Here is a 17,865-nt window from a genome sequence, read left to right as displayed (position 1 = left end):
GATCCGTATCAACCGTTCAACCACGAAGGCTTGCGCTTTTGCAGGAACGACTGGACACCCTCGCGGCCTTCCTCACTCGCGCGGATGTCGGCGATGCCCTGCACGGTCTTCGCCACCAGCGCATCGTCGATCTCGCGTCCCGCCACGTCGGCGATCAGGGTCTTGCAGGCGCGCACCGCGGCCGGGCTGGCGCTGGTGAGCGCCTTGACGACCTCGGCGACCTTGGCATCGAGCGCATCGGCCGCCACCACCTCGTGCACGAGACCGATGCGATGCGCCTCGGCCGCCGCGAAGCGCTCGGCCGTGAGGAACCAGCGCTGCGCCGCGCGGGTGCCCATCGCGCGCAGCACGTAGGGGCTGATGGTCGCCGGCACCAGGCCGATCCTGACCTCGCTCAGGCAGAACCAGGCGGTGTCGACGCTGACCGCGATGTCGCAGGCCGCGACCAGCCCCATGCCACCGGCATAGACATCGCCCTGCACGCGCGCGAGGGTGGGCTTGGGGCATTCAGCGATGGTGCGCAGCATCGCCGCCAGCTTGCCCGCGTCGGCGATGTTCTCGTCGCGCGTGTAGTCGGCCATGCGCCGCATCCAGTTCAGGTTGGCGCCCGCACAGAAGGCCGGGCCGTTCGCGCCGAGCACGACGGCCCTGACCTGCGGCGAAGCGCCGGCTTCGGTGAAGGCCTGCGTCAGCTCGGCGATCACGACGTCGTCGAAGGCATTGCGCGCATCGGGCTGGTCGAGCCAGATGCGCGCGATCGCGCCCTCGATCGACAGGCCGAGCTTGGTGAAGGACGTGCTCATGTCGTTCTCGCTTCCTGTTGCAGCAGATAGACCCAGTCCAGCTCGGCCCCGGGTTGGACCATCGCGGTCAGCGCGGCGGTGAGCTGGCCGCGGTGATGGGTCGCATGGTTGAAGACATGGCCGAGCGCCGGCGCGAACGGAATGCGCACCTCCTCGCCATTGTTGCGCGTATAGGCCAGATCGCCATCGAAGCGCTCCGGCGCCAGGCTCGAGAGCCAGGGGCTCCAGCGCGTGACGGCCTCGCCAAGCGCCTCGCAGACCTCGCCGCGGCCCGTGTGCAGTTCGGTGTCGAGCGGCAGGCGCAGCGACTTGCCTTCGGCGAAGCGCGCGAACCAGATCGTGTCGGTCAGCAGCAGGTGGTTGACCGTGCGGTGCACCGAGCGAAAGTAGAGGCCGCAGTCGCGGTGCCAGTCCGCATCGGACAGGCCCGCGAGGTTCGAAGCGATCAGCTTCTGCGTGGCCCAGACGTGGTAGCGCGCGAGGCTGGAGAAGTAGTTCGGCAACGTCATGGCGCTCACATGCGGAAGATGCCGAACTTCGGCTCGGGGATCGGCGCATTGCGCGACGCAGCCAGGCCCAGCGCCAGCACGCGGCGGGTGTCGGCCGGGTCGATGATGCCGTCGTCCCACAGCCGCGCGGTGGCGTAGTAGGGATGGCCCTGGACCTCGTACTGCTGGCGGATCGGCGACTTGAAGGCTTCTTCCTCCTCCGCGCTCCACTGCCCGCCCTTGGCCTCGATGCCGTCGCGCTTGACGGTGGCGAGCACGCTCGCGGCCTGCTCGCCGCCCATCACGCTGATGCGCGCGTTGGGCCACATCCAGAGAAAGCGCGGCGAGTACGCGCGCCCGCACATGCCGTAGTTGCCGGCGCCGAAGCTGCCGCCGATGATGATGGTGAACTTGGGCACGTTGGCCGTGGCCACCGCGGTCACCATCTTGGCGCCGTGGCGCGCGATGCCCTCGTTCTCGTACTTGCGACCGACCATGAAGCCCGTGATGTTCTGCAGGAACACCAGCGGCGTCTTGCGCTGGCAGCACAGCTCGATGAAGTGGGCGCCCTTCTGCGCCGACTCGCTGAAGAGAATGCCGTTGTTGGCGACGATGCCCACCGGCATGCCCTCGATCTCGGCGAAGCCGCAGACCAGCGTGCTGCCGAAGCGCGACTTGAACTCGTGGAACTCGCTGCCGTCGACGACGCGGGCGATGATCTCGCGGACGTCGAAGGGCTTGCGGGTGTCGACCGGGATCACGCCATACAGTTCCTCCGCAGGGTAGACGGGGGCGCTGACCACGGAAGGACCGGGCGCCTGCGCCCGGTTGTCGCCTAGATTCTTCACCGCCGCGCGCGCCAGCGCCAGCGCATGGAGGTCGTTCTGCGCCAGGTGATCGGCCACGCCCGACAGCCGCGTATGGACGTCGCCGCCGCCCAGGTCCTCGGCGGTGACGACCTCGCCGGTGGCCGCCTTCACCAGCGGCGGGCCGCCCAGGAAGATGGTGCCCTGGTTCTTGACGATGATGCTTTCGTCGCTCATCGCCGGCACGTAGGCGCCGCCGGCGGTGCAGGAACCCATCACGACCGCGATCTGGGCGATGCCCTGCGCGCTCATCTGGGCCTGGTTGTAGAAGATGCGGCCGAAGTGGTCGCGGTCCGGAAACACCTCGTCCTGGTTCGGCAGGTTGGCGCCGCCGGAGTCGACCAGGTAGATGCAGGGCAGGCGATTCTGCTCGGCGATCTCCTGCGCGCGCAGGTGCTTCTTGACCGTGACCGGGTAGTAGGTGCCGCCCTTCACCGTGGCGTCGTTGCAGACGATCATGCAGTCGACGCCGCTGACCCGGCCGATGCCCGCGATCAGGCCCGCGCCCGGCGCCGCGCCGTGGTACATCGCATGCGCGGCGAGCGGGGCCACTTCGAGAAAGGGCGTGCCCGGGTCGAGCAGTTGCGCCACGCGGTCGCGCGGCAGCAGCTTGCCGCGCGCCGTGTGCTTGCTGCGCGCGGCCTCGCCGCCGCCGGCCTCGACCTTGGCGAACTGCGCGTGCAGGTCGTCGACCAGTGCGCGCATGGCGCTGGCATTGGCCTGGAATTCCGCCGAGCGGGCATTGAGTTTCGTGTCCAGCTTCATGCGGTCTTGTCCTCGTCCAGTCCCAGTTGGTGCTTCATTGCTTCGCGAATCTTGAACTTCTGGATCTTGCCCGTGACCGTCATCGGAAACTCGGTCACGAACTCGATGTACCTCGGCACCTTGTAGTGCGCGATCTGCCCCTTGCAGAACTCGCGCACCTCGTCGGCGCTCAGGCTCTGGCCCGGCTTGGCGATGATCCAGGCGCAGAGCTCCTCGCCGTATTTCCTGTCGGGCAGGCCGACCACCTGCACGTCCTGCACCTTGGGGTGGCGGTACAGGAACTCCTCGATCTCGCGCGGGTAGATGTTCTCGCCGCCGCGGATCACCAGGTCCTTGATGCGGCCGACGATGTTGACGTAGCCCTCGGCGTCCATGGTGGCGAGGTCGCCGGTGTGCATCCAGCCGTCTGCATCGATGGCTTCGCGAGTCTTCTCCTCGTCTTCCCAGTAGCCGTGCATGACCGAGTAGCCGCGCGTGCAGAACTCGCCCGTCTCGCCCGGCGCGACGATCTCGCCCGTCACCGGATCGATGACCTTGATTTCCAGGTGCGGCTGCACCATGCCGACGGTGGACACGCGCTTGGCGAGCGGCGTGTCGGTCGAGCTCTGGCAGCTCACCGGACTGGTCTCGGTCATGCCGTAGGCGATGGTGATGTCGCGCAGGTGCATCTGGTCGACCACCCGCTTCATGACCTCGGTCGGACACGGCGATCCGGCCATGATGCCGGTGCGCAAGGTCGAGAAGTCGAACTCCTTGAAGCGCGGGTGGTCGAGTTCGGCGATGAACATGGTCGGCACGCCGTGCAGCCCGGTGCATTTCTCGGCCTGCACCGTCCGCATCACCGCCAGCGGGTCGAAGCCGTCGTTCGGGTAGACGATGGTCGCGCCGTGCGTGAGGCAGGCCAGGTTGCCCAGCACCATGCCGAAGCAGTGGTAGAGCGGCACCGGGATGCAGAGGCGATCGACCGGCGTGAGCTTCATGCACTCGCCGATGAAGAAGCCGTTGTTCAGGATGTTGCGGTGCGTCAGCGTGGCGCCCTTCGGGAAGCCGGTGGTGCCGCTGGTGAACTGGATGTTGATCGGGTCGGTGGCCTTGAGCGTCTTCGCGATCGCGTCGACCTGCGGGTCGTCGGCGCGGCCGCTGTCGTGCAGCGCCGAGAAGCGCAGCAGCCCCGGCAGCTCGCCTTCTTCGCCGGCCGCATCGATCCAGGCCACCGTGCGCAGGTGCGGCAGCCGGGCGGCCTTCAGTGCGCCGGGCGCCGCCGCAGCCAGCTCGGGCGCCAGCTCGCGCAGCATGCCGACGTAGTCGCTGGTCTTGAAGCTCTTCATCGTCACCAGCGCCTTGCACGCGACCTTGTTGAGCGCGTACTCGAGCTCCGAGGTGCGATAGGCCGGGTTGATGTTGACCAGGATGATGCCGACCTTGGCGGTGGCCAGCTGCATCAGCACCCAGGGCGCATTGTTGTGCGACCAGATGCCGACGCGGTCGCCGGGCGCCAGCCCCAGCCCGAGCAGGGCGCTGGCCAGCCGGTTGACCTCGCGCTGCAGTTCGCGGTAGCTGTAGCGCTTGCCCTCGTGCACGCTGACCAACGCCTCGTGGTCGCCCTGCCGCGCGGCCATGTCGTCGAAGAAGTCGCCGAGGGTCTGTTCGATCAACGTCACGTCGGTGGCGCCCTGCGCCAGGCTGCGCGTCAAGGTCATGGCAACTCCTTCAGGCGGTTTCGGCGAACAGCTCGCGGCCGATCAGCATGCGCCGGATCTCGCTGGTGCCGGCGCCGATCTCGTACAGCTTGGCGTCGCGCCACAGCCGGCCGACCGGAAACTCATTGGTGTAGCCCACGCCGCCCAGCGCCTGGATCGCCTCGCCGGCCATCCAGGTCGCCTTCTCGGCCGAATAGAGGATCGCGCCGGCCGCATCCTTGCGGAAGGTGCGCGCATGGTCGCTGCGGTCGCAGGCCTTGCCGACGGCATAGACGTAGGCGCGCGTGGCCTGCCAGGTCGAATACATGTCGGCCAGCTTGCCCTGCATCAACTGGAACTCGCCGATGCTCTGGCCGAACTGCTGGCGCTCGTGGACGAAGGGCAGCACCGCGTCCATGCAGGCCGCCATGATGCCCAGCGGACCGCCCGACAGCACGGCGCGCTCGAAGTCGAGGCCGCTCATCAGCACCTTGGCGCCCAGGCCCTCGCCGCCCAGCACGTTCTCCTCCGGCACCTCGCAGTTGTCGAAGTAGAGCGGGAAGGTGTTGGAGCCACGCATGCCGAGCTTGTCGAGCTTGGTGCCGGCCGAGAAGCCCTTGAAGCCCTTCTCGACGATGAAGGCGGTCATGCCGCGGGCGCCCATCTCGGGCTCGGTCTTGGCGTAGATCACCAGCGTGTCGGCGTCGCCGCCGTTGGTGATCCACATCTTGCCGCCGTTGAGCACGTAGCGGTCGCCCTTCTTCTCGGCGCGCAGCTTCATGCTCACCACGTCGGAGCCGGCATTGGGTTCGCTCATCGCCAGTGCGCCCACGTGCTCGCCGCTCACCAGCTTGGGCAGGTACTTCTTCTTCTGCGCCGCGCTGCCGTTGCGGTGGATCTGGTTGACGCAGAGATTGGAGTGTGCGCCGTAGGAAAGCCCGACCGAGGCCGAAGCGCGCGAGACTTCTTCCATCGCGACGATGTGCGCGAGGTAGCCGAGCTCGGTGCCGCCGTACTCTTCCTTGACGGTCATGCCGTGCAGGCCGAGGTCGCCGAGCTTCTTCCAGAGGTCGGCCGGGAACTGGTTGTCGCGGTCGATGTCCGCCGCACGCGGTGCAATCTCGTCGGCGGCGAAGTTCTGGATCGCGTCGCGCAGGGAATCGATGGTGTCGCCCAGGTCGAAGTTCAGGCCGGGATCGTGCATGGTTTGTCTCCTTGGTCGGTCGGGCCCGCGCGCAACTGTCGCGCGGAAAGGCGCAGCTTACGCCGTGTGCCGGTGCATTTGGCGCCACAATGGTTGCAAATCGCGCCACCTCGACCGCACGCCAGCATGCCTTCGTCACCGCTCCAGAGTACCCGCCGCGCGGCCACGCCGATGGCCTTCGTGCGAGCGATCGTGCGGGGCTACGAGCGCTATGGCGTCGACCCTTCGGCGGCCTTGGCCGAGGCACAGATCGCGCCGCATGAAGTCGCCGATCCGGCCGCCCGCGTGACCGCGGCGCAATTCGAGGCGCTGTCCGGCTTCGCGATGCAGCAGCTCGACGACGAGGCGCTCGGCTGGTTCCAGCGCAAGCTGCCCTGGGGCAGCTACGGCATGCTGTGCCGGGCGTCGCTGGGCGCGCCCGACCTGGGCGTGGCGATCAAGCGCTGGTGCCGGCACCTGCGGCTGCTGACCGACGACATCACGCTCGACCTCTCGCTGGCCGGCGGCGTGGCGACGGTGTCGATCACCGAGCACCGGTCGCTGGGCGACTTGCGCGAGTTCTGCCTGGTGTCGAACCTGCGCTTCCTCCATGGCTACGCCTGCTGGGCCATCGATTCGCGGGTGTCGCTCGGCGCCACCACCTTTCCGTTCGAGGCGCCGCCGCACCGCGAGGCCTATCCCCTGATGTTCGGCGGCAGCCTGCGCTTCGGGGCCGCCAAGGCCGGCTACAGCTTCGACCCCCGCTACCTGGCGCTGCCGCTGCGGCGCGACGAGGCGGCGCTGCGCACCATGCTGCGGCGAGCCCTGCCGCTCACGGTGCTGCAATACCGCCGCGACCGACTGCTCGGGCAGCGGGTGCGCGAACTGTTGCGCAGCCGCGCCGCCGAAGCCGCCACCGCCGACGCCCTGGCGGCCCTGCTGAACCTGTCGAGCCGCACCCTGCACCGCCAGCTGATGGAAGAGGGCCTGTCGCTGCAGGCGCTCAAGGACGAGATCCGGCACGAAACGGCGGCCGACCAGTTGCGGCGGACCGACCGCCCGATCAAGCAGATCGCGCTGGCGGTCGGATTTCGCAATGAGAAAAGCTTCTCTCGCGCATTCCGGGGCTGGGCCGGCGTCGCCCCCGGCACGTTCCGGCGGCACGGCCTGCCGCCGCGCAGCGGGGCCGGGAATCCGTGAAATAGTGCGCCCGGGAAGGCCAGAAAGGGCAGCGTCCGACGCGCAGGCGGCCCGCCGCAGCCTACGATCGCCGCATGCAGCAGATTCCAGACACCGACAGCTCGGCTTTCGCCGACCTGATGGACTTCATCGCCACCTCGGGGCGGACCCGCAACCAGGGCTTCGTGACCGAAAACGCGGACCCGCTGGTGTCGCACATGTGGGCCGACCGGGCCCAGGCGATGACGCTCTCGCTCACCACGATGGCCAAGGCCTCGCTGCCGCGCGGCAACGCCTGAGCCTTCAGTCCTGGGCCGCGCCCAGCGATCTCTTCAATGCCCGGAATTCGGGCGAGCGCTGCAGCACGCTGCGCCCCGCCGCGATCAGCCGCGTCACCTCTTCATCGGTGATCGAGAACGCGGTCGGCACCTGCAGCAGCCGCTGACGCAGCTCGCCATCCGCGGCATCGCGCAGGTTGACCTGCACCACGTGGATCTCGGCGTCGGGCGCGAAGGCATCCGAAGCTTCGGGGCTGCGTGACTTGAGGTCTTCACGCCATTGGCGCGCGGTGTCGAGCAGGAACTCCTGTGTTTCCAGGGTCGCGCGCGCGCCGGCACCGAACAGCAGGGTGTCGGCCACCGCCCGGAAACCCGGCACGGTATCGCTCTGGTCGATGTTGTTGGCCGGGTCGCGCGCCGAATTGACGCTGATGACCACCAGCTTGCGCACGCTGCCGCGCGGAATTCCGACTTCCTCGAAGCTCTCGCGCAAGCCGCCGCCGACCAGCGCGCGGTCGAGCAGCCGCCGCACCGCGAGGTTGTCGGCCACGCCCCCATCGACCAGGTGGATGAAGGGCCGGCTCTGGGCGTCGAGGTAGCTGTTGGCCTGCATGCGGAACATGCGGGCCCGGTAGTTGCCGCCGCCCCGGACGGCCAGCCGCGGCACGATGCCGCGCTCGCGGCAGACCTGCGAATGGTTCTTCAGCGTCAGCGGACTCAGCAGGATCGGCACCGCCGACGAGGCCGCGACCGCGAAGGACAACGGCACGCTCTGCAGGTCCGAGCAGATCAGCGCGAACTGGTCGGCGGTGAACTCGAAGGGCGTGCCCAGCGACATGTCGGTGGCGGCGATCACCAGTTGCGGGTGGCGCGGGCTGCTCTCGACGTCGGCGTAGGTCTTGCCCTCGTAGATCTCGTCGAGCCGGCGCATCAGCAGATGGCTGCGCCCGTACCACGGCGAGGTCAGGTCGTACAGGCTGCGCGGCCTCAGCGCCTGCAGGATCAGGCTGTTCTGGAAATTCTGGCGCAGGAAATCGCGTTCGAAATCGGGCAGTTTCTCGGCGCCGAAGGCCGCATAGTAGGCCGCGAGGATGCTGCCGCCCGAGACGCCGCTGATCACGTCGGTGGCGTCGAGCAGGTCGCTGTGCCGGCCGTTCAGATCGAACGTGGTGCGTCGCAGCTCGGCCAGTACGCCATAGCCGAACGCAGCGGCGCGCGCACCGCCGCCGGACAGCGTGACGGCCACCAGGATCGTCGGATCCCGGCCCGACTCCGGCGCCATGATGACGGACAGCGACGGCGGCCGGTCGGCCAGGGGGTCGTTGAGCCACGGCCTCAGCGATGAACAGCCCGCCACGCAGGCAGCGATCAGCAGACCACAGAGCGCGCGCAGGCCGTGCATCGGGGGGTCAGGCGAACGCGGGGCGCCAGTCGGCCAGCAGCGACGGCAGTTGTTCCATGTCCGTGAAGACATGCGCCACGCCGACGGCACGCAGCGCTTCGGGCCCGCTGTGGCCCAGGTCGGTCGGGCTGTAGCCGAACACGGTGGCGCCGGCAGCGATGCCGGCCATCGCCCCGGTCACCGTGTCCTCGACCACGGCGCAGCGCGCCGGGTCGATGCCGAGCGCGGCCGCGGCGGCCAGGTAGACGTCGGGGGCGGGCTTGGAACGCGGGGTTTCGTGGCCGCTGAAGATGCGGCCCTCGAAGCAATCGAGCAGCCCGATCTTCTCGAGCTGCAATTCCACCTTGTGGCGATCGGCCCCTGAAGCGCAGGCGATGCGGCCGTCCAGCGCCGCATGCAGGGCGCGCACGGCCAGCGCGGCGTTGGGAATGGCCAGCAGGTCGCGCTCGAGCGCCTCGTTGCGGCGGCCGCGAAAGCCGTGCAGCCACTCGGGCGTGATCGCGAAGCCGGTGTTCGCCTCGATCAGCGCGGCCTCGTCCTTGACCGCCTTGCCGGTGAAGATGCGCATCGACTCCTCGGTACTGAGCTTCCAGCCGAGTTCGCCCAGCATCTCGGCGAGCACGCGGTTGGTGATGGGTTCGGAGTCGACCAGGACGCCGTCGCAGTCGAACAGGACGGCGTCGAAGGGTGGAGCTTTCATGGGAGCGATCGTAACAACGTCGCCCCCACAGAGGCATGACGACTCAGTGCTTCACCAGGCGTTCGCGTGACCTGCGTCGCATGAAACCGGCGCAGACCAATGCCAGGGATACCGCGGAACCGGCTTTGCCGGGCCACTGGTATCGCCCCCCTTGAGGGGGGGAGGCGCCGCAGGCGCTTCGGGGGATGTTTCATTTCAGGCCGGCTGGATCGGAATGTAGATCTCGCCGCCGGCCGCCTTGAACTCGGCCGACTTGCCGGCCATGCCATCCTCGACCGCATCGCCGGCCTCGATGCCGCGCTGGGCGGCGTACTCGCGCACCTCCTGCGTGATCTTCATCGAGCAGAACTTCGGGCCGCACATCGAGCAGAAGTGCGCCACCTTGCTGCTGTCCTTGGGCAAGGTCTCGTCGTGGAACTCGCGCGCGGTGTCGGGGTCCAGGCCGAGGTTGAACTGGTCCTGCCAGCGGAACTCGAAGCGCGCCTTGGACAGCGCGTCGTCGCGCGAGCGCGCTCCCGGGTGCCCCTTGGCCACGTCGGCCGCATGGGCCGCGATCTTGTACGCGATGATGCCCTGCTTGACGTCGTCGCGGTCCGGCAGGCCCAGGTGCTCCTTGGGCGTCACGTAGCACAGCATCGCGGTGCCGGCCCAGCCGATCATCGCGGCGCCGATCGCGCTGGCGATGTGGTCGTAGCCCGGCGCGATGTCGATCGTCAGCGGGCCCAGCGTGTAGAACGGCGCCTCGTGGCAGTGCTTGAGCTGCTCGTCCATGTTGGCCTGGATCAGGTGCATCGGCACATGGCCCGGGCCTTCGATCATGGTCTGGACGTCGTGCTTCCAGGCGATCTGCGTCAGCTCGCCCAGCGTGCGCAGTTCGGCGAACTGGGCCTCGTCGTTGGCGTCCGAGGCGCAGCCGGGGCGCAGGCCGTCGCCGAGCGAGAAGCTCACGTCGTAGGCCTTCATGATCTCGCAGATGTCCTCGAAGTGCGTGTACAGGAAGCTCTCCCTGTGGTGCGAGATGCACCACTTGGCCATGATCGAGCCGCCGCGCGAGACGATGCCGGTGCGCCGGTCGGCCGTGAGGTGGATGAAGGGCAGCCGCAGCCCCGCATGGATCGTGAAGTAGTCGACGCCCTGCTCGGCCTGCTCGATCAGCGTGTCGCGGTAGATCTCCCAGGTCAGGTCTTCCGCCACGCCGCCGACCTTCTCCAGCGCCTGGTAGATCGGCACCGTGCCGATCGGCACCGGGCTGTTGCGCACGATCCAGTCGCGCGTGGTGTGAATGTTGCGGCCGGTGGAGAGGTCCATCACGTTGTCGGCGCCCCAGCGGATCGCCCAGACCAGCTTCTCGACCTCTTCCTCGATGCTCGAGGTGACGGCCGAGTTGCCGATGTTGGCGTTGATCTTGACCTTGAAGTTGCGCCCGATCGCCATCGGCTCGACTTCCGGGTGGTTGATGTTGGCCGGGATGATGGCGCGGCCGCGCGCCACCTCCTCGCGCACGAATTCGGGCGTGATGATCTTCGGGATGCGGGCGCCCATCGGGTTGCCGGCCAGCCGCTTCTCGCGCGCCTCGTCGGCCATGTACTCGGCCATCCATTCGCGGCGGCCGTTCTCGCGCAGCGCCACGTACTCCATCTCGGGCGTGACGATGCCGCGCCGCGCGTAGTGCATCTGCGTCACGTTGGCGCCGGACTTCGCACGCCGCGGCGTGCGCTGCAGTGCGGCGGCGCCGGCGCGCAGTTCGGCGATGCGCCGGGCGTCGCGGTCCGCGTGCGTCGCGCCGTCGTCAAGCGCCAGGTGCAGCCGGCCTTCGTAGCTCTCGGTGTCGCCGCGCTCGGCGATCCAGGCGTCGCGCACGCCAGGCAACCCGCGACGCACATCGATGTCGGCGGCCGGATCGGTGTACGGGCCGGAAGTGTCGTAGAGCGAAACCTGTTCGCCGTTGGACAGAGCAACCTCGCGCACCGGCACCCGCAGGTCGGGCCGGCCGCCGGCGATGACGCCCTTGGTCGAGGCGGGAAAGGGCTCGCGCGTGAGCGTGAGGAGGGAGGCGAACTTGTCGTGGGCATTCATGCGGGGCACTCCGGGTTGTGGATCAACGGGTGCTCCGCGATGCCTCCTTGCGGCACCGCTCGTTCAGGGACGAGAGGGCGCCGGGGAGTCGCAGCTCTTCTTACGCTGGTATGAACCAGATCAAGTTCGCGGGTTTGGCCGCTTGGCCATCTCAGCACGCGTCTGCGTGCACCCCGGAGCGGGGCCGATTCTAGGCCGCCTGCGGCCGCAGGATCAAGCGGTTCGTGCAACCGCCAGCGGAACGACCACCCGCTTCGGCTCGGCGGCGCCGGACGCGTCGGCCGCAGTCATCGCCACCCAGGCGTCCAGCCCGCCCGCCAGCACGCGCACCCGCGGCTGGCCGGCGGCCATCAGCACGCGCGCCGCCGCGATCGCCGAGGCGTCGTCGGGGCAGTCGCAGAAAACCACCAGCTCGCGCCCATCGGCAAAGGTGTCCAGCCGCTTCGGCAACTGCTTGAGCCCGATGCCGATGGCGCCGGGGATCGCCCGCGCATCGAGGGCGCGCGCCTCGTCGGAGCGCACATCGATCACCGTCAGCCCGGCGCCCGCCGCCAGGGCTTCGCGCAAGGCCTCGACCTGGATGTGCTCGATGTCGTCGGCCTGCTGCTGCGCCAGCCGGCGTTGGCGATAGCGCCAGCCGATGAATGCCGCCAGCGCCAGCACGCCGAGCACCAGTGCGGTCAGGCCGATGTTGGAGATCACGGTCAGCACGTCCTGGATCGCGGCGTGGAAGATCCGGCCGACGAACAGGAAGGCCAGCGTCCAGATCAGCGCCGCCACGGTTTCATAGGACAGGAAGCGCAGGTTCGACATGCCGAGCGCACCCGCCATCGGCGGCGCCACCACCGACACCCCCGGCACGAACTTGGCTGCGATCAGCGACAGTCCGCCCCAGCGGCCGAGGATCGATTCGCTGCGCCTGACGCAGGAGTCGGGCGACAGCGAGATGCGGCAGAGCAGTCGCATCACGCGGTAGCCCCAGCGGCGTCCGGCCAGGAACCAGACGCCATCGCCGAGGATGTTGCCGAGCACTGCCGCCACCACCACCGCGACGAAGGACACCTGCCCGCCGACCGTCAGCCCGCCGGCGACGATCAGGAAGGGCACCGCCGGCACCGGCGCGCCGAGGCGCGTCGCCAGCGTGGCGGCGAAGACCAGGGCGGCGCCCTGGCTGGCAAGGAGTGCGACAAAGTCGTTCATGGCTTTCGGGACGTTGACAGTCGATGAGATGCTGCGCTGTTACTGGCCCTGCGTCGGAGGACGCTCGGCGGGAGCCGGCCCGGCAACCTGGGTCGCCAGGGCGCCGCGCAGGTCCAGGTCCGAGAAATAGGCGAGGCCGTGGCCGTGCGTGTTGTCGGCGTCGGCCGAGACGGCGACCGCCGTCACGTCGGGCAGGAGGTCGCCGGCCTCGTCGCCGAAGGCGCGCTTGTAGTCGGTCAGCAGGTTGCGCCGTTCGGCGATCCAGCTGCCCGGCTTGGGCGCCGCGCCCGATTCGAGCACGACCATGCGGATGCGCTTCGTGAACGCGTTGTCGAACGCGTTGCCCTTGGCTTCCTTGTTGTCCCAGACGTAACACAGGGTCTCGGTCGGCACCGCCTCGCCGGTCGCGCGGCGCGCCAGCGACAGACGGGTGCGCTCGCCGACGGACAGCCGGTCGGCCGGAAAATCGAAGAAGACGCAGACCTTGGCGGCGCCATCGTCACCCGAGCGCGTGCGCAGGTCGGCGCCCTCGACGAACGCCTCGACCCGCCAGCGCCAGGCCAGCGTGGCCTGACTGTTGAGCTCCACCCTGACGGGGTGGACCAGATTGCCGTAGGAGCCATTGGCGTCGACCTTGAGCACGCGCTGGCCCTCGAGTTGCTCGACCTCGAACCGGGTCGGAACCTTGTTGGGCAAGGTGGTGAAGTGCCACGGCGCCGGCGCCTGGGCGCCGGTCGCGCTCGAGAAGGGCGTGAGCACGGACTTGTCTTGCGCGCGCGCGTGCGGCGCGGCCATCCAGAGCAGCGCGGCCAGGGCCGGCAGGGCCATCGCGGTGCACGGCCGCCGCCAGTCTCCCGTGCGAAGAAGCGTCCTGCTGCCCATGATTCACCTCTTGGCCCCGTGGCCCGTTGAACGCGCTCGCGCTGCGCTTTCGGCGCAGCGCTCACAAGCTGCGAAGTGTGGAGCAGGAGCGGCGCGAGATAAATAGCCCAAAAGGAATTGGTCTGTCTCCCTGCGGGACACAATCCGCCTCGGACGCTATGAAATCCATAGCAAACATCCAAGGCTGCGCAACAGTCAGCGGCTGTTTCTGACTGAATCAGTCAGTGACGGTCGCCGTCGAGGTAGTACCAACGATTTTGCAGCGCGTCGTCCTCCTGGCGGACGAAACGGCTGCGCTCGTGCAGCCGGGTCGCCACGCCGGCGCTGCTGCGCTGGCGGGCGACGAACTCGACTTCTGCATGGTCGGCGTCCAGCACGGAGCGCGAGCGCACGTCGAGGCCGAGCCATTTCACGCCGGCTTCGAAGTCCAGGCTGGCCGGGCGCGTCGAGGGATGCCAGGTCGCGAGCAGGTAGTCGGCCCTTTCGAGCACGAAGGCCGTGTAGCGCGAGCGCATGAGCGACTCGGCGTCGGGTGCCGGCGTGTGGCCGAAATCGTCGATGTAGCGCCCGCAGCACTGGGCGAAAACCAGTGGCAGCTCTCGCCGGTCACGACGCCCGCAAGGACAGGGAACACGGGCGGGGCTGGGGGAGGATGCGGACATTGAGGGAGGCGTGAAAGGGGGAAGTTCCAGGGCGTATTGTGCAGACCCCCGGAAATCGCCCCCGGACGCCGCGGCGGGCTCAGGCCAGGGCGCGCTGGATCAACAGCTTCTGGATGTCCGAAGTGCCCTCGTAGATCTGGCACACGCGGACGTCGCGGTAGATGCGCTCGAGCGGAAAATCGTTGACGTAGCCATAGCCGCCCAGCGTCTGGATCGCCGCGCTGCAGACGCGCTCGGCCATCTCGCTGGCGAACAGCTTGGCCATGGCGGCTTCCTTGAGGCAGGGCCGCCCGGCATCGCGCAGGCTGGCCGCATGCCAGATCAGCTGGCGCGCGGCTTCGAGCTGGGTCGCGCAATCGGCCAGCCTGAAGCCCACCGCCTGCTGGTCGAAGATGCTGGCGCCGAAGGCCTGGCGCTCCTTGGCGTAGGCCAGCGCCACCTCGAAGGCGCTGCGCGCCATGCCCACGCTCTGCGCCGCGATGCCGATGCGTCCGCCTTCCAGCGCGCCGAGCGCGATCTTGTAGCCCTCGCCCTCCTGGCCGATCAGGTTTTCAAGCGGAACGCGACAGCCGTCGAAGTTGATCTGCGCGGTATCGCTCGAATGCTGGCCCAGCTTGTCCTCGAGCCGCGCCACGGTGTAGCCGGGGGCATCGGTCGGCACGATGAAGGCGCTCATGCCGCGCTTGCCCGCACCCTTGTCGGTGACCGCGATCACGATCGCCACCTGGCCGTTCCTGCCGCTGGTGATGAACTGCTTGACGCCGTCGATCACCCAGCCGCCGCCGTCCTTGCGCGCCGTGGTGCGCAGCGACGAGGCATCGCTGCCGGCCTGCGGCTCGGTCAGGCAGAAGGCTCCCAGCATGCGGCCCTGCGCCAACGGCTGCAGCCACTGCTTCTTCTGCTGCGCATTGCCGTAGCGCATCAGGATGGCGTTGACCGGACAGTTGGTCACGCTGATCGCGGTGCTGGTGCCGCCATCGCCGGCCGCGATCTCCTCGAGCACCAGCGCCAGCGTCAGGTAGTCCAGCCCGGCGCCGCCGTCTTCCTCGGGCACGCAGATGCCGTAGGCGCCGAGCGCCGCCAGGCCGGCATGGGCCTCCTTCGGAAAGCTGTGCTCGCGGTCCCACAGCGGTGCGTGGGGCCAGAGCTCGGCCTGGGCAAAGGCGCGCACCGCATCGCGGATCGCTTCCTGGTCGGCGCTGAGCAGCATGGCGTGTTCCTTACTTCGATTGACCGAGGTCCATGATCAGCTTGCTGGCCATGTAGAGGCGGCGCGGGATCGCGCTGGTGTCGACGTACTCGGCCTTGTCGCTGTGATAGCCGAAGCCGGGCAGGCCCAGGCTCTCGATGACCGGCTTGCCCGCCAGCGCGGCGTAGGCCGCATCGGTGCCGCCGCCGGTGCGTTCGACGATGCCGAGTTCGCCGCCGGCTTCCTTGTAGTAGGCCACGGCCTTGTCGACCAGCTTGCGGCCACCCTCGCCCGCGTTGAAGGCCGGACGCCCGCGCGTGATGAGCACCTTGACCTCGGCGTCGGGCAGCTTCTTCTGCTGGGCCTTGGCCTCGAGCGTCTTCATCGCGGCCTCGAAGTCCTCGTTCTTCGCATAGCGCACATCGGCGTTCAGCGTGGCGCTGGCCGGAATGATGTTGGAGACCGCGCCGGCCTTGGCGATGGTCCAGTTGAAGCGCAGCCCCTTGGCCTTGTCGTCGATGTCCATGGTGCGCAGCACCAGGTCGGACGCCTCGACCAGGGCATTCACGCCGAGCTCGGGTGCGGCGCCCGCATGCGAGGCCTTGCCCGTGATGTTGACCTGCACGTAGGCGATGCCCGAAGTGCCCAGCGACAGGTCTTCCTTGCCGGCGCCGGTCGGCTCGAACGAGAGCACGTAGTCGGCCTTGGCCGCCTCTTCCTGGATCAGGTCGCGCGAGCCGAAGGAGCCCTTTTCCTCGTCGGTGTTGAACAGCACCGTGATGCTGCCGAAGTCCTCGAAGCCGCGCGCCTTGAGCAGCTTGAGCGCATGCAGGATGACCGCGTTGCCGCCCTTGTCGTCGGCGATGCCGGGGCCGTAAGCCTTGTCGCCCTCGACCTTGAACGGCGCCTTGGCGAGGATGCCCTTGAGGTAGACGGTGTCCATGTGCGAGAGCAGGAGCAGGTTCTTGCCGCCCTTGCCCTTGAGCGTGCCGACGATGTTGTCGCCGACCACGAGGCCGGCCGACTTGCTGCGCGTGACCGTGAAGCCCAGCGACTTGAGCTGCGCCTCGAGGTAGTTGCCGGCCGACGCGAGGCCCTCGGCGTCGCCGGTGCCAGTCTCGATGTTGACCAGCGCCTCGAGCGTCTTGATGACGGCGGGCTTCTCGGCGGTAGCGGCGGCGAACAGGGCCTGGTCGCGCGTCTGGCTCCAGGCGGCGGGTGCCATGAAAGCGGTGGCGAGCAGCGCGGCCAGCGCGCTGCGGGGGAAAGCCGAATGAATCAAAGACAACTCCAATGGGGACAATATTTCGATTCTAGGCAGCGCCTCACAGCAGCTCGATCGCCACCGCCGTGCCTTCGCCGCCGCCGATGCACAGCGTCGCAACGCCGCGCTTCTTGCCGCGCTGCTGCAGCGCATGGATCAGCGTGACCATGATGCGCGCGCCGCTGGCGCCGATCGGATGGCCCAGCGCGCAGGCGCCGCCATGCACGTTGACGATGTCGTGCGACACCGAGAGCTCGTGCATCAGCGCCATCGGCACCACGGCGAAGGCTTCGTTGACTTCCCAGAGGTCGACGTCCTTCACGGTCCAGCCGGTCTTCTTGAACAGCTTGGCGACCGCGCCCACCGGCGCGGTGGAGAACCACTCGGGCTGCTGCGCGTGGGTGGCATGGGCGACGATGCGGGCGATCGGCTTCGCACCGTACTTCTTCGCGCTGCCCTCGGTCATCATGACCAGCGCCGCGGCGCCGTCGTTGATCGACGAGCTCGATGCCGCGGTGATGGTGCCGCCGTCCTTCTTGAACGCCGGCTTGAGCGTCGGGATCTTGTCGAGCTTGACCTTGCCCGGGCCTTCGTCGATCTCGATCACGGTGTCGCCGCCGCGGCCCTTGACCGTGACCGCCGCGATCTCGGCCTTGAAGGCACCCGACGAGGTCGCGGCCTTGGCGCGCTCGACGCTGGCGATCGCGAAGGCGTCCTGCTGTTCGCGCGTGAACTTGTACTTGGCGGCGCAGTCCTCGCCGAAGGTGCCCATCGAGCGGCCCGGCTGGTAGGCGTCCTCGAGGCCGTCGAGCATCATGTGGTCGAAGATGCGGTCGTGGCCCATGCGGTAGCCGCCGCGGCCCTTGAGCATCAGGTAGGGGGCGTTGGTCATGCTCTCCATGCCGCCGGCCACCATCACCTCGTGCGTGCCCGCCAGCAGCATGTCGTGCGCCAGCATCGCGGCCTTCATGGCCGAGCCGCACATCTTGCTGAGCGTGACTGCGCCCGCGCTGTCGGGCAGGCCGCCCTTGTAGGCCGCCTGGCGCGCCGGCGCCTGACCCTGGCCGGCCATCAGGCAGTTGCCGAACAGCACCTCGCCGACGCTGTCGGCGGGGATCCCTGCGCGCTCGACGGCCGCCTTGATGGCGACGCCGCCCAGGTCGTGCGCCGAGAGGGAAGAAAAGTCGCCCTGGAAGCCGCCCATCGGGGTGCGGGCGGCGCCGACGATCACGATCGATTCGCTCATTTG

Annotated in this window: 16 protein-coding genes and 1 riboswitch; of the genes, 2 read left to right on the top strand and 14 right to left on the bottom strand. The window is 68.6% G+C overall.

Annotation, left to right across the window (positions count from 1 at the left end; genetic code table 11):
- Positions 1-8 precede the first annotated feature (8 nt).
- The 5 genes from AC1D2O_RS10920 to AC1D2O_RS10900 are packed head-to-tail and all read right to left on the bottom strand — an operon-like array spanning position 9 to position 5,805.
- Positions 9-803, bottom strand: a complete 795-nt coding sequence (locus AC1D2O_RS10920) for an enoyl-CoA hydratase/isomerase family protein (RefSeq protein ID WP_478156966.1) — start codon at positions 801-803, stop codon at positions 9-11.
- The gene (locus AC1D2O_RS10915; RefSeq protein WP_478089002.1) at positions 800-1,312 is read right to left on the bottom strand and encodes a DinB family protein; all 513 of its coding nucleotides are present in this window, start codon (positions 1,310-1,312) and stop codon (positions 800-802) included. Before AC1D2O_RS10915 ends, AC1D2O_RS10920 begins: the two co-directional genes overlap by 4 nt.
- 5 nt (positions 1,313-1,317) lie before the next feature.
- Complete coding sequence (locus AC1D2O_RS10910) at positions 1,318-2,922, bottom strand: carboxyl transferase domain-containing protein (RefSeq protein WP_478156965.1); 1,605 nt, start codon at positions 2,920-2,922, stop codon at positions 1,318-1,320.
- Entirely contained in the window at positions 2,919-4,622 is a 1,704-nt protein-coding gene (locus tag AC1D2O_RS10905) for an AMP-binding protein (RefSeq protein WP_478089000.1), read from the bottom strand. Before AC1D2O_RS10905 ends, AC1D2O_RS10910 begins: the two co-directional genes overlap by 4 nt.
- 10 nt (positions 4,623-4,632) lie before the next feature.
- Positions 4,633-5,805: an isovaleryl-CoA dehydrogenase gene (locus AC1D2O_RS10900; protein ID WP_478156963.1), complete on the bottom strand. Its 1,173-nt coding sequence runs from the start codon at positions 5,803-5,805 to the stop codon at positions 4,633-4,635.
- 126 nt (positions 5,806-5,931) lie between these two features.
- Here AC1D2O_RS10900 and AC1D2O_RS10895 point away from each other — a divergent pair, with 126 nt between their 5' ends.
- Complete coding sequence (locus AC1D2O_RS10895) at positions 5,932-6,984, top strand: AraC family transcriptional regulator (RefSeq protein ID WP_478088998.1); 1,053 nt, start codon at positions 5,932-5,934, stop codon at positions 6,982-6,984.
- A gap of 74 nt (positions 6,985-7,058) precedes the next feature.
- On the top strand, positions 7,059-7,262 hold the full coding sequence (locus tag AC1D2O_RS10890; protein WP_478088997.1) for a hypothetical protein: 204 nt from the start codon (positions 7,059-7,061) through the stop codon (positions 7,260-7,262).
- A gap of 4 nt (positions 7,263-7,266) precedes the next feature.
- On the opposite strand, the gene AC1D2O_RS10885 is transcribed toward AC1D2O_RS10890, so the two are convergent.
- The 9 genes from AC1D2O_RS10885 to AC1D2O_RS10845 form a co-directional block, all read right to left on the bottom strand.
- Positions 7,267-8,643: a patatin-like phospholipase family protein gene (locus AC1D2O_RS10885; RefSeq protein ID WP_478156961.1), complete on the bottom strand. Its 1,377-nt coding sequence runs from the start codon at positions 8,641-8,643 to the stop codon at positions 7,267-7,269.
- Between the two features lie 7 nt (positions 8,644-8,650).
- Positions 8,651-9,343 (bottom strand): HAD family hydrolase, encoded by a 693-nt coding sequence (locus tag AC1D2O_RS10880; RefSeq protein WP_478088995.1) that lies wholly within the window; start codon positions 9,341-9,343, stop codon positions 8,651-8,653.
- A 195-nt stretch (positions 9,344-9,538) separates the two neighbouring features.
- Entirely contained in the window at positions 9,539-11,419 is a 1,881-nt protein-coding gene (gene thiC, locus AC1D2O_RS10875) for a phosphomethylpyrimidine synthase ThiC (protein WP_478088994.1), read from the bottom strand.
- Positions 11,420-11,499: 80 nt separating this feature from the next.
- A riboswitch (TPP riboswitch) is annotated at positions 11,500-11,605 on the bottom strand.
- A gap of 27 nt (positions 11,606-11,632) precedes the next feature.
- A complete protein-coding gene (locus AC1D2O_RS10870; RefSeq protein ID WP_478156959.1) occupies positions 11,633-12,619 on the bottom strand; it encodes a VTT domain-containing protein in 987 nt (328 codons plus the stop codon).
- Between the two features lie 39 nt (positions 12,620-12,658).
- Positions 12,659-13,501: a DUF3047 domain-containing protein gene (locus AC1D2O_RS10865; protein WP_478088992.1), complete on the bottom strand. Its 843-nt coding sequence runs from the start codon at positions 13,499-13,501 to the stop codon at positions 12,659-12,661.
- A 221-nt stretch (positions 13,502-13,722) separates the two neighbouring features.
- The gene (locus tag AC1D2O_RS10860) at positions 13,723-14,163 is read right to left on the bottom strand and encodes a YchJ family protein (RefSeq protein ID WP_478088991.1); all 441 of its coding nucleotides are present in this window, start codon (positions 14,161-14,163) and stop codon (positions 13,723-13,725) included.
- A gap of 79 nt (positions 14,164-14,242) precedes the next feature.
- A complete protein-coding gene (locus tag AC1D2O_RS10855) occupies positions 14,243-15,373 on the bottom strand; it encodes an acyl-CoA dehydrogenase family protein (RefSeq protein WP_478088990.1) in 1,131 nt (376 codons plus the stop codon).
- Between the two features lie 10 nt (positions 15,374-15,383).
- Positions 15,384-16,631 carry a glutamate carboxypeptidase gene (locus AC1D2O_RS10850; protein ID WP_478157051.1) on the bottom strand — a complete coding sequence of 416 codons (1,248 nt, stop codon included), beginning with the start codon at positions 16,629-16,631 and terminating at the stop codon, positions 15,384-15,386.
- 46 nt (positions 16,632-16,677) lie between these two features.
- Positions 16,678-17,862, bottom strand: coding sequence for an acetyl-CoA C-acyltransferase (locus AC1D2O_RS10845; RefSeq protein ID WP_478156957.1), 1,185 nt, complete (start codon positions 17,860-17,862; stop codon positions 16,678-16,680).
- Between the last annotated feature and the right edge of the window lie 3 nt (positions 17,863-17,865).

The organism is Variovorax sp. P1_G12 (genome assembly GCF_056405555.1).
Note: the sequence above shows the minus strand (reverse complement) of the source record. Positions and strands in the feature narration are given on the sequence as shown.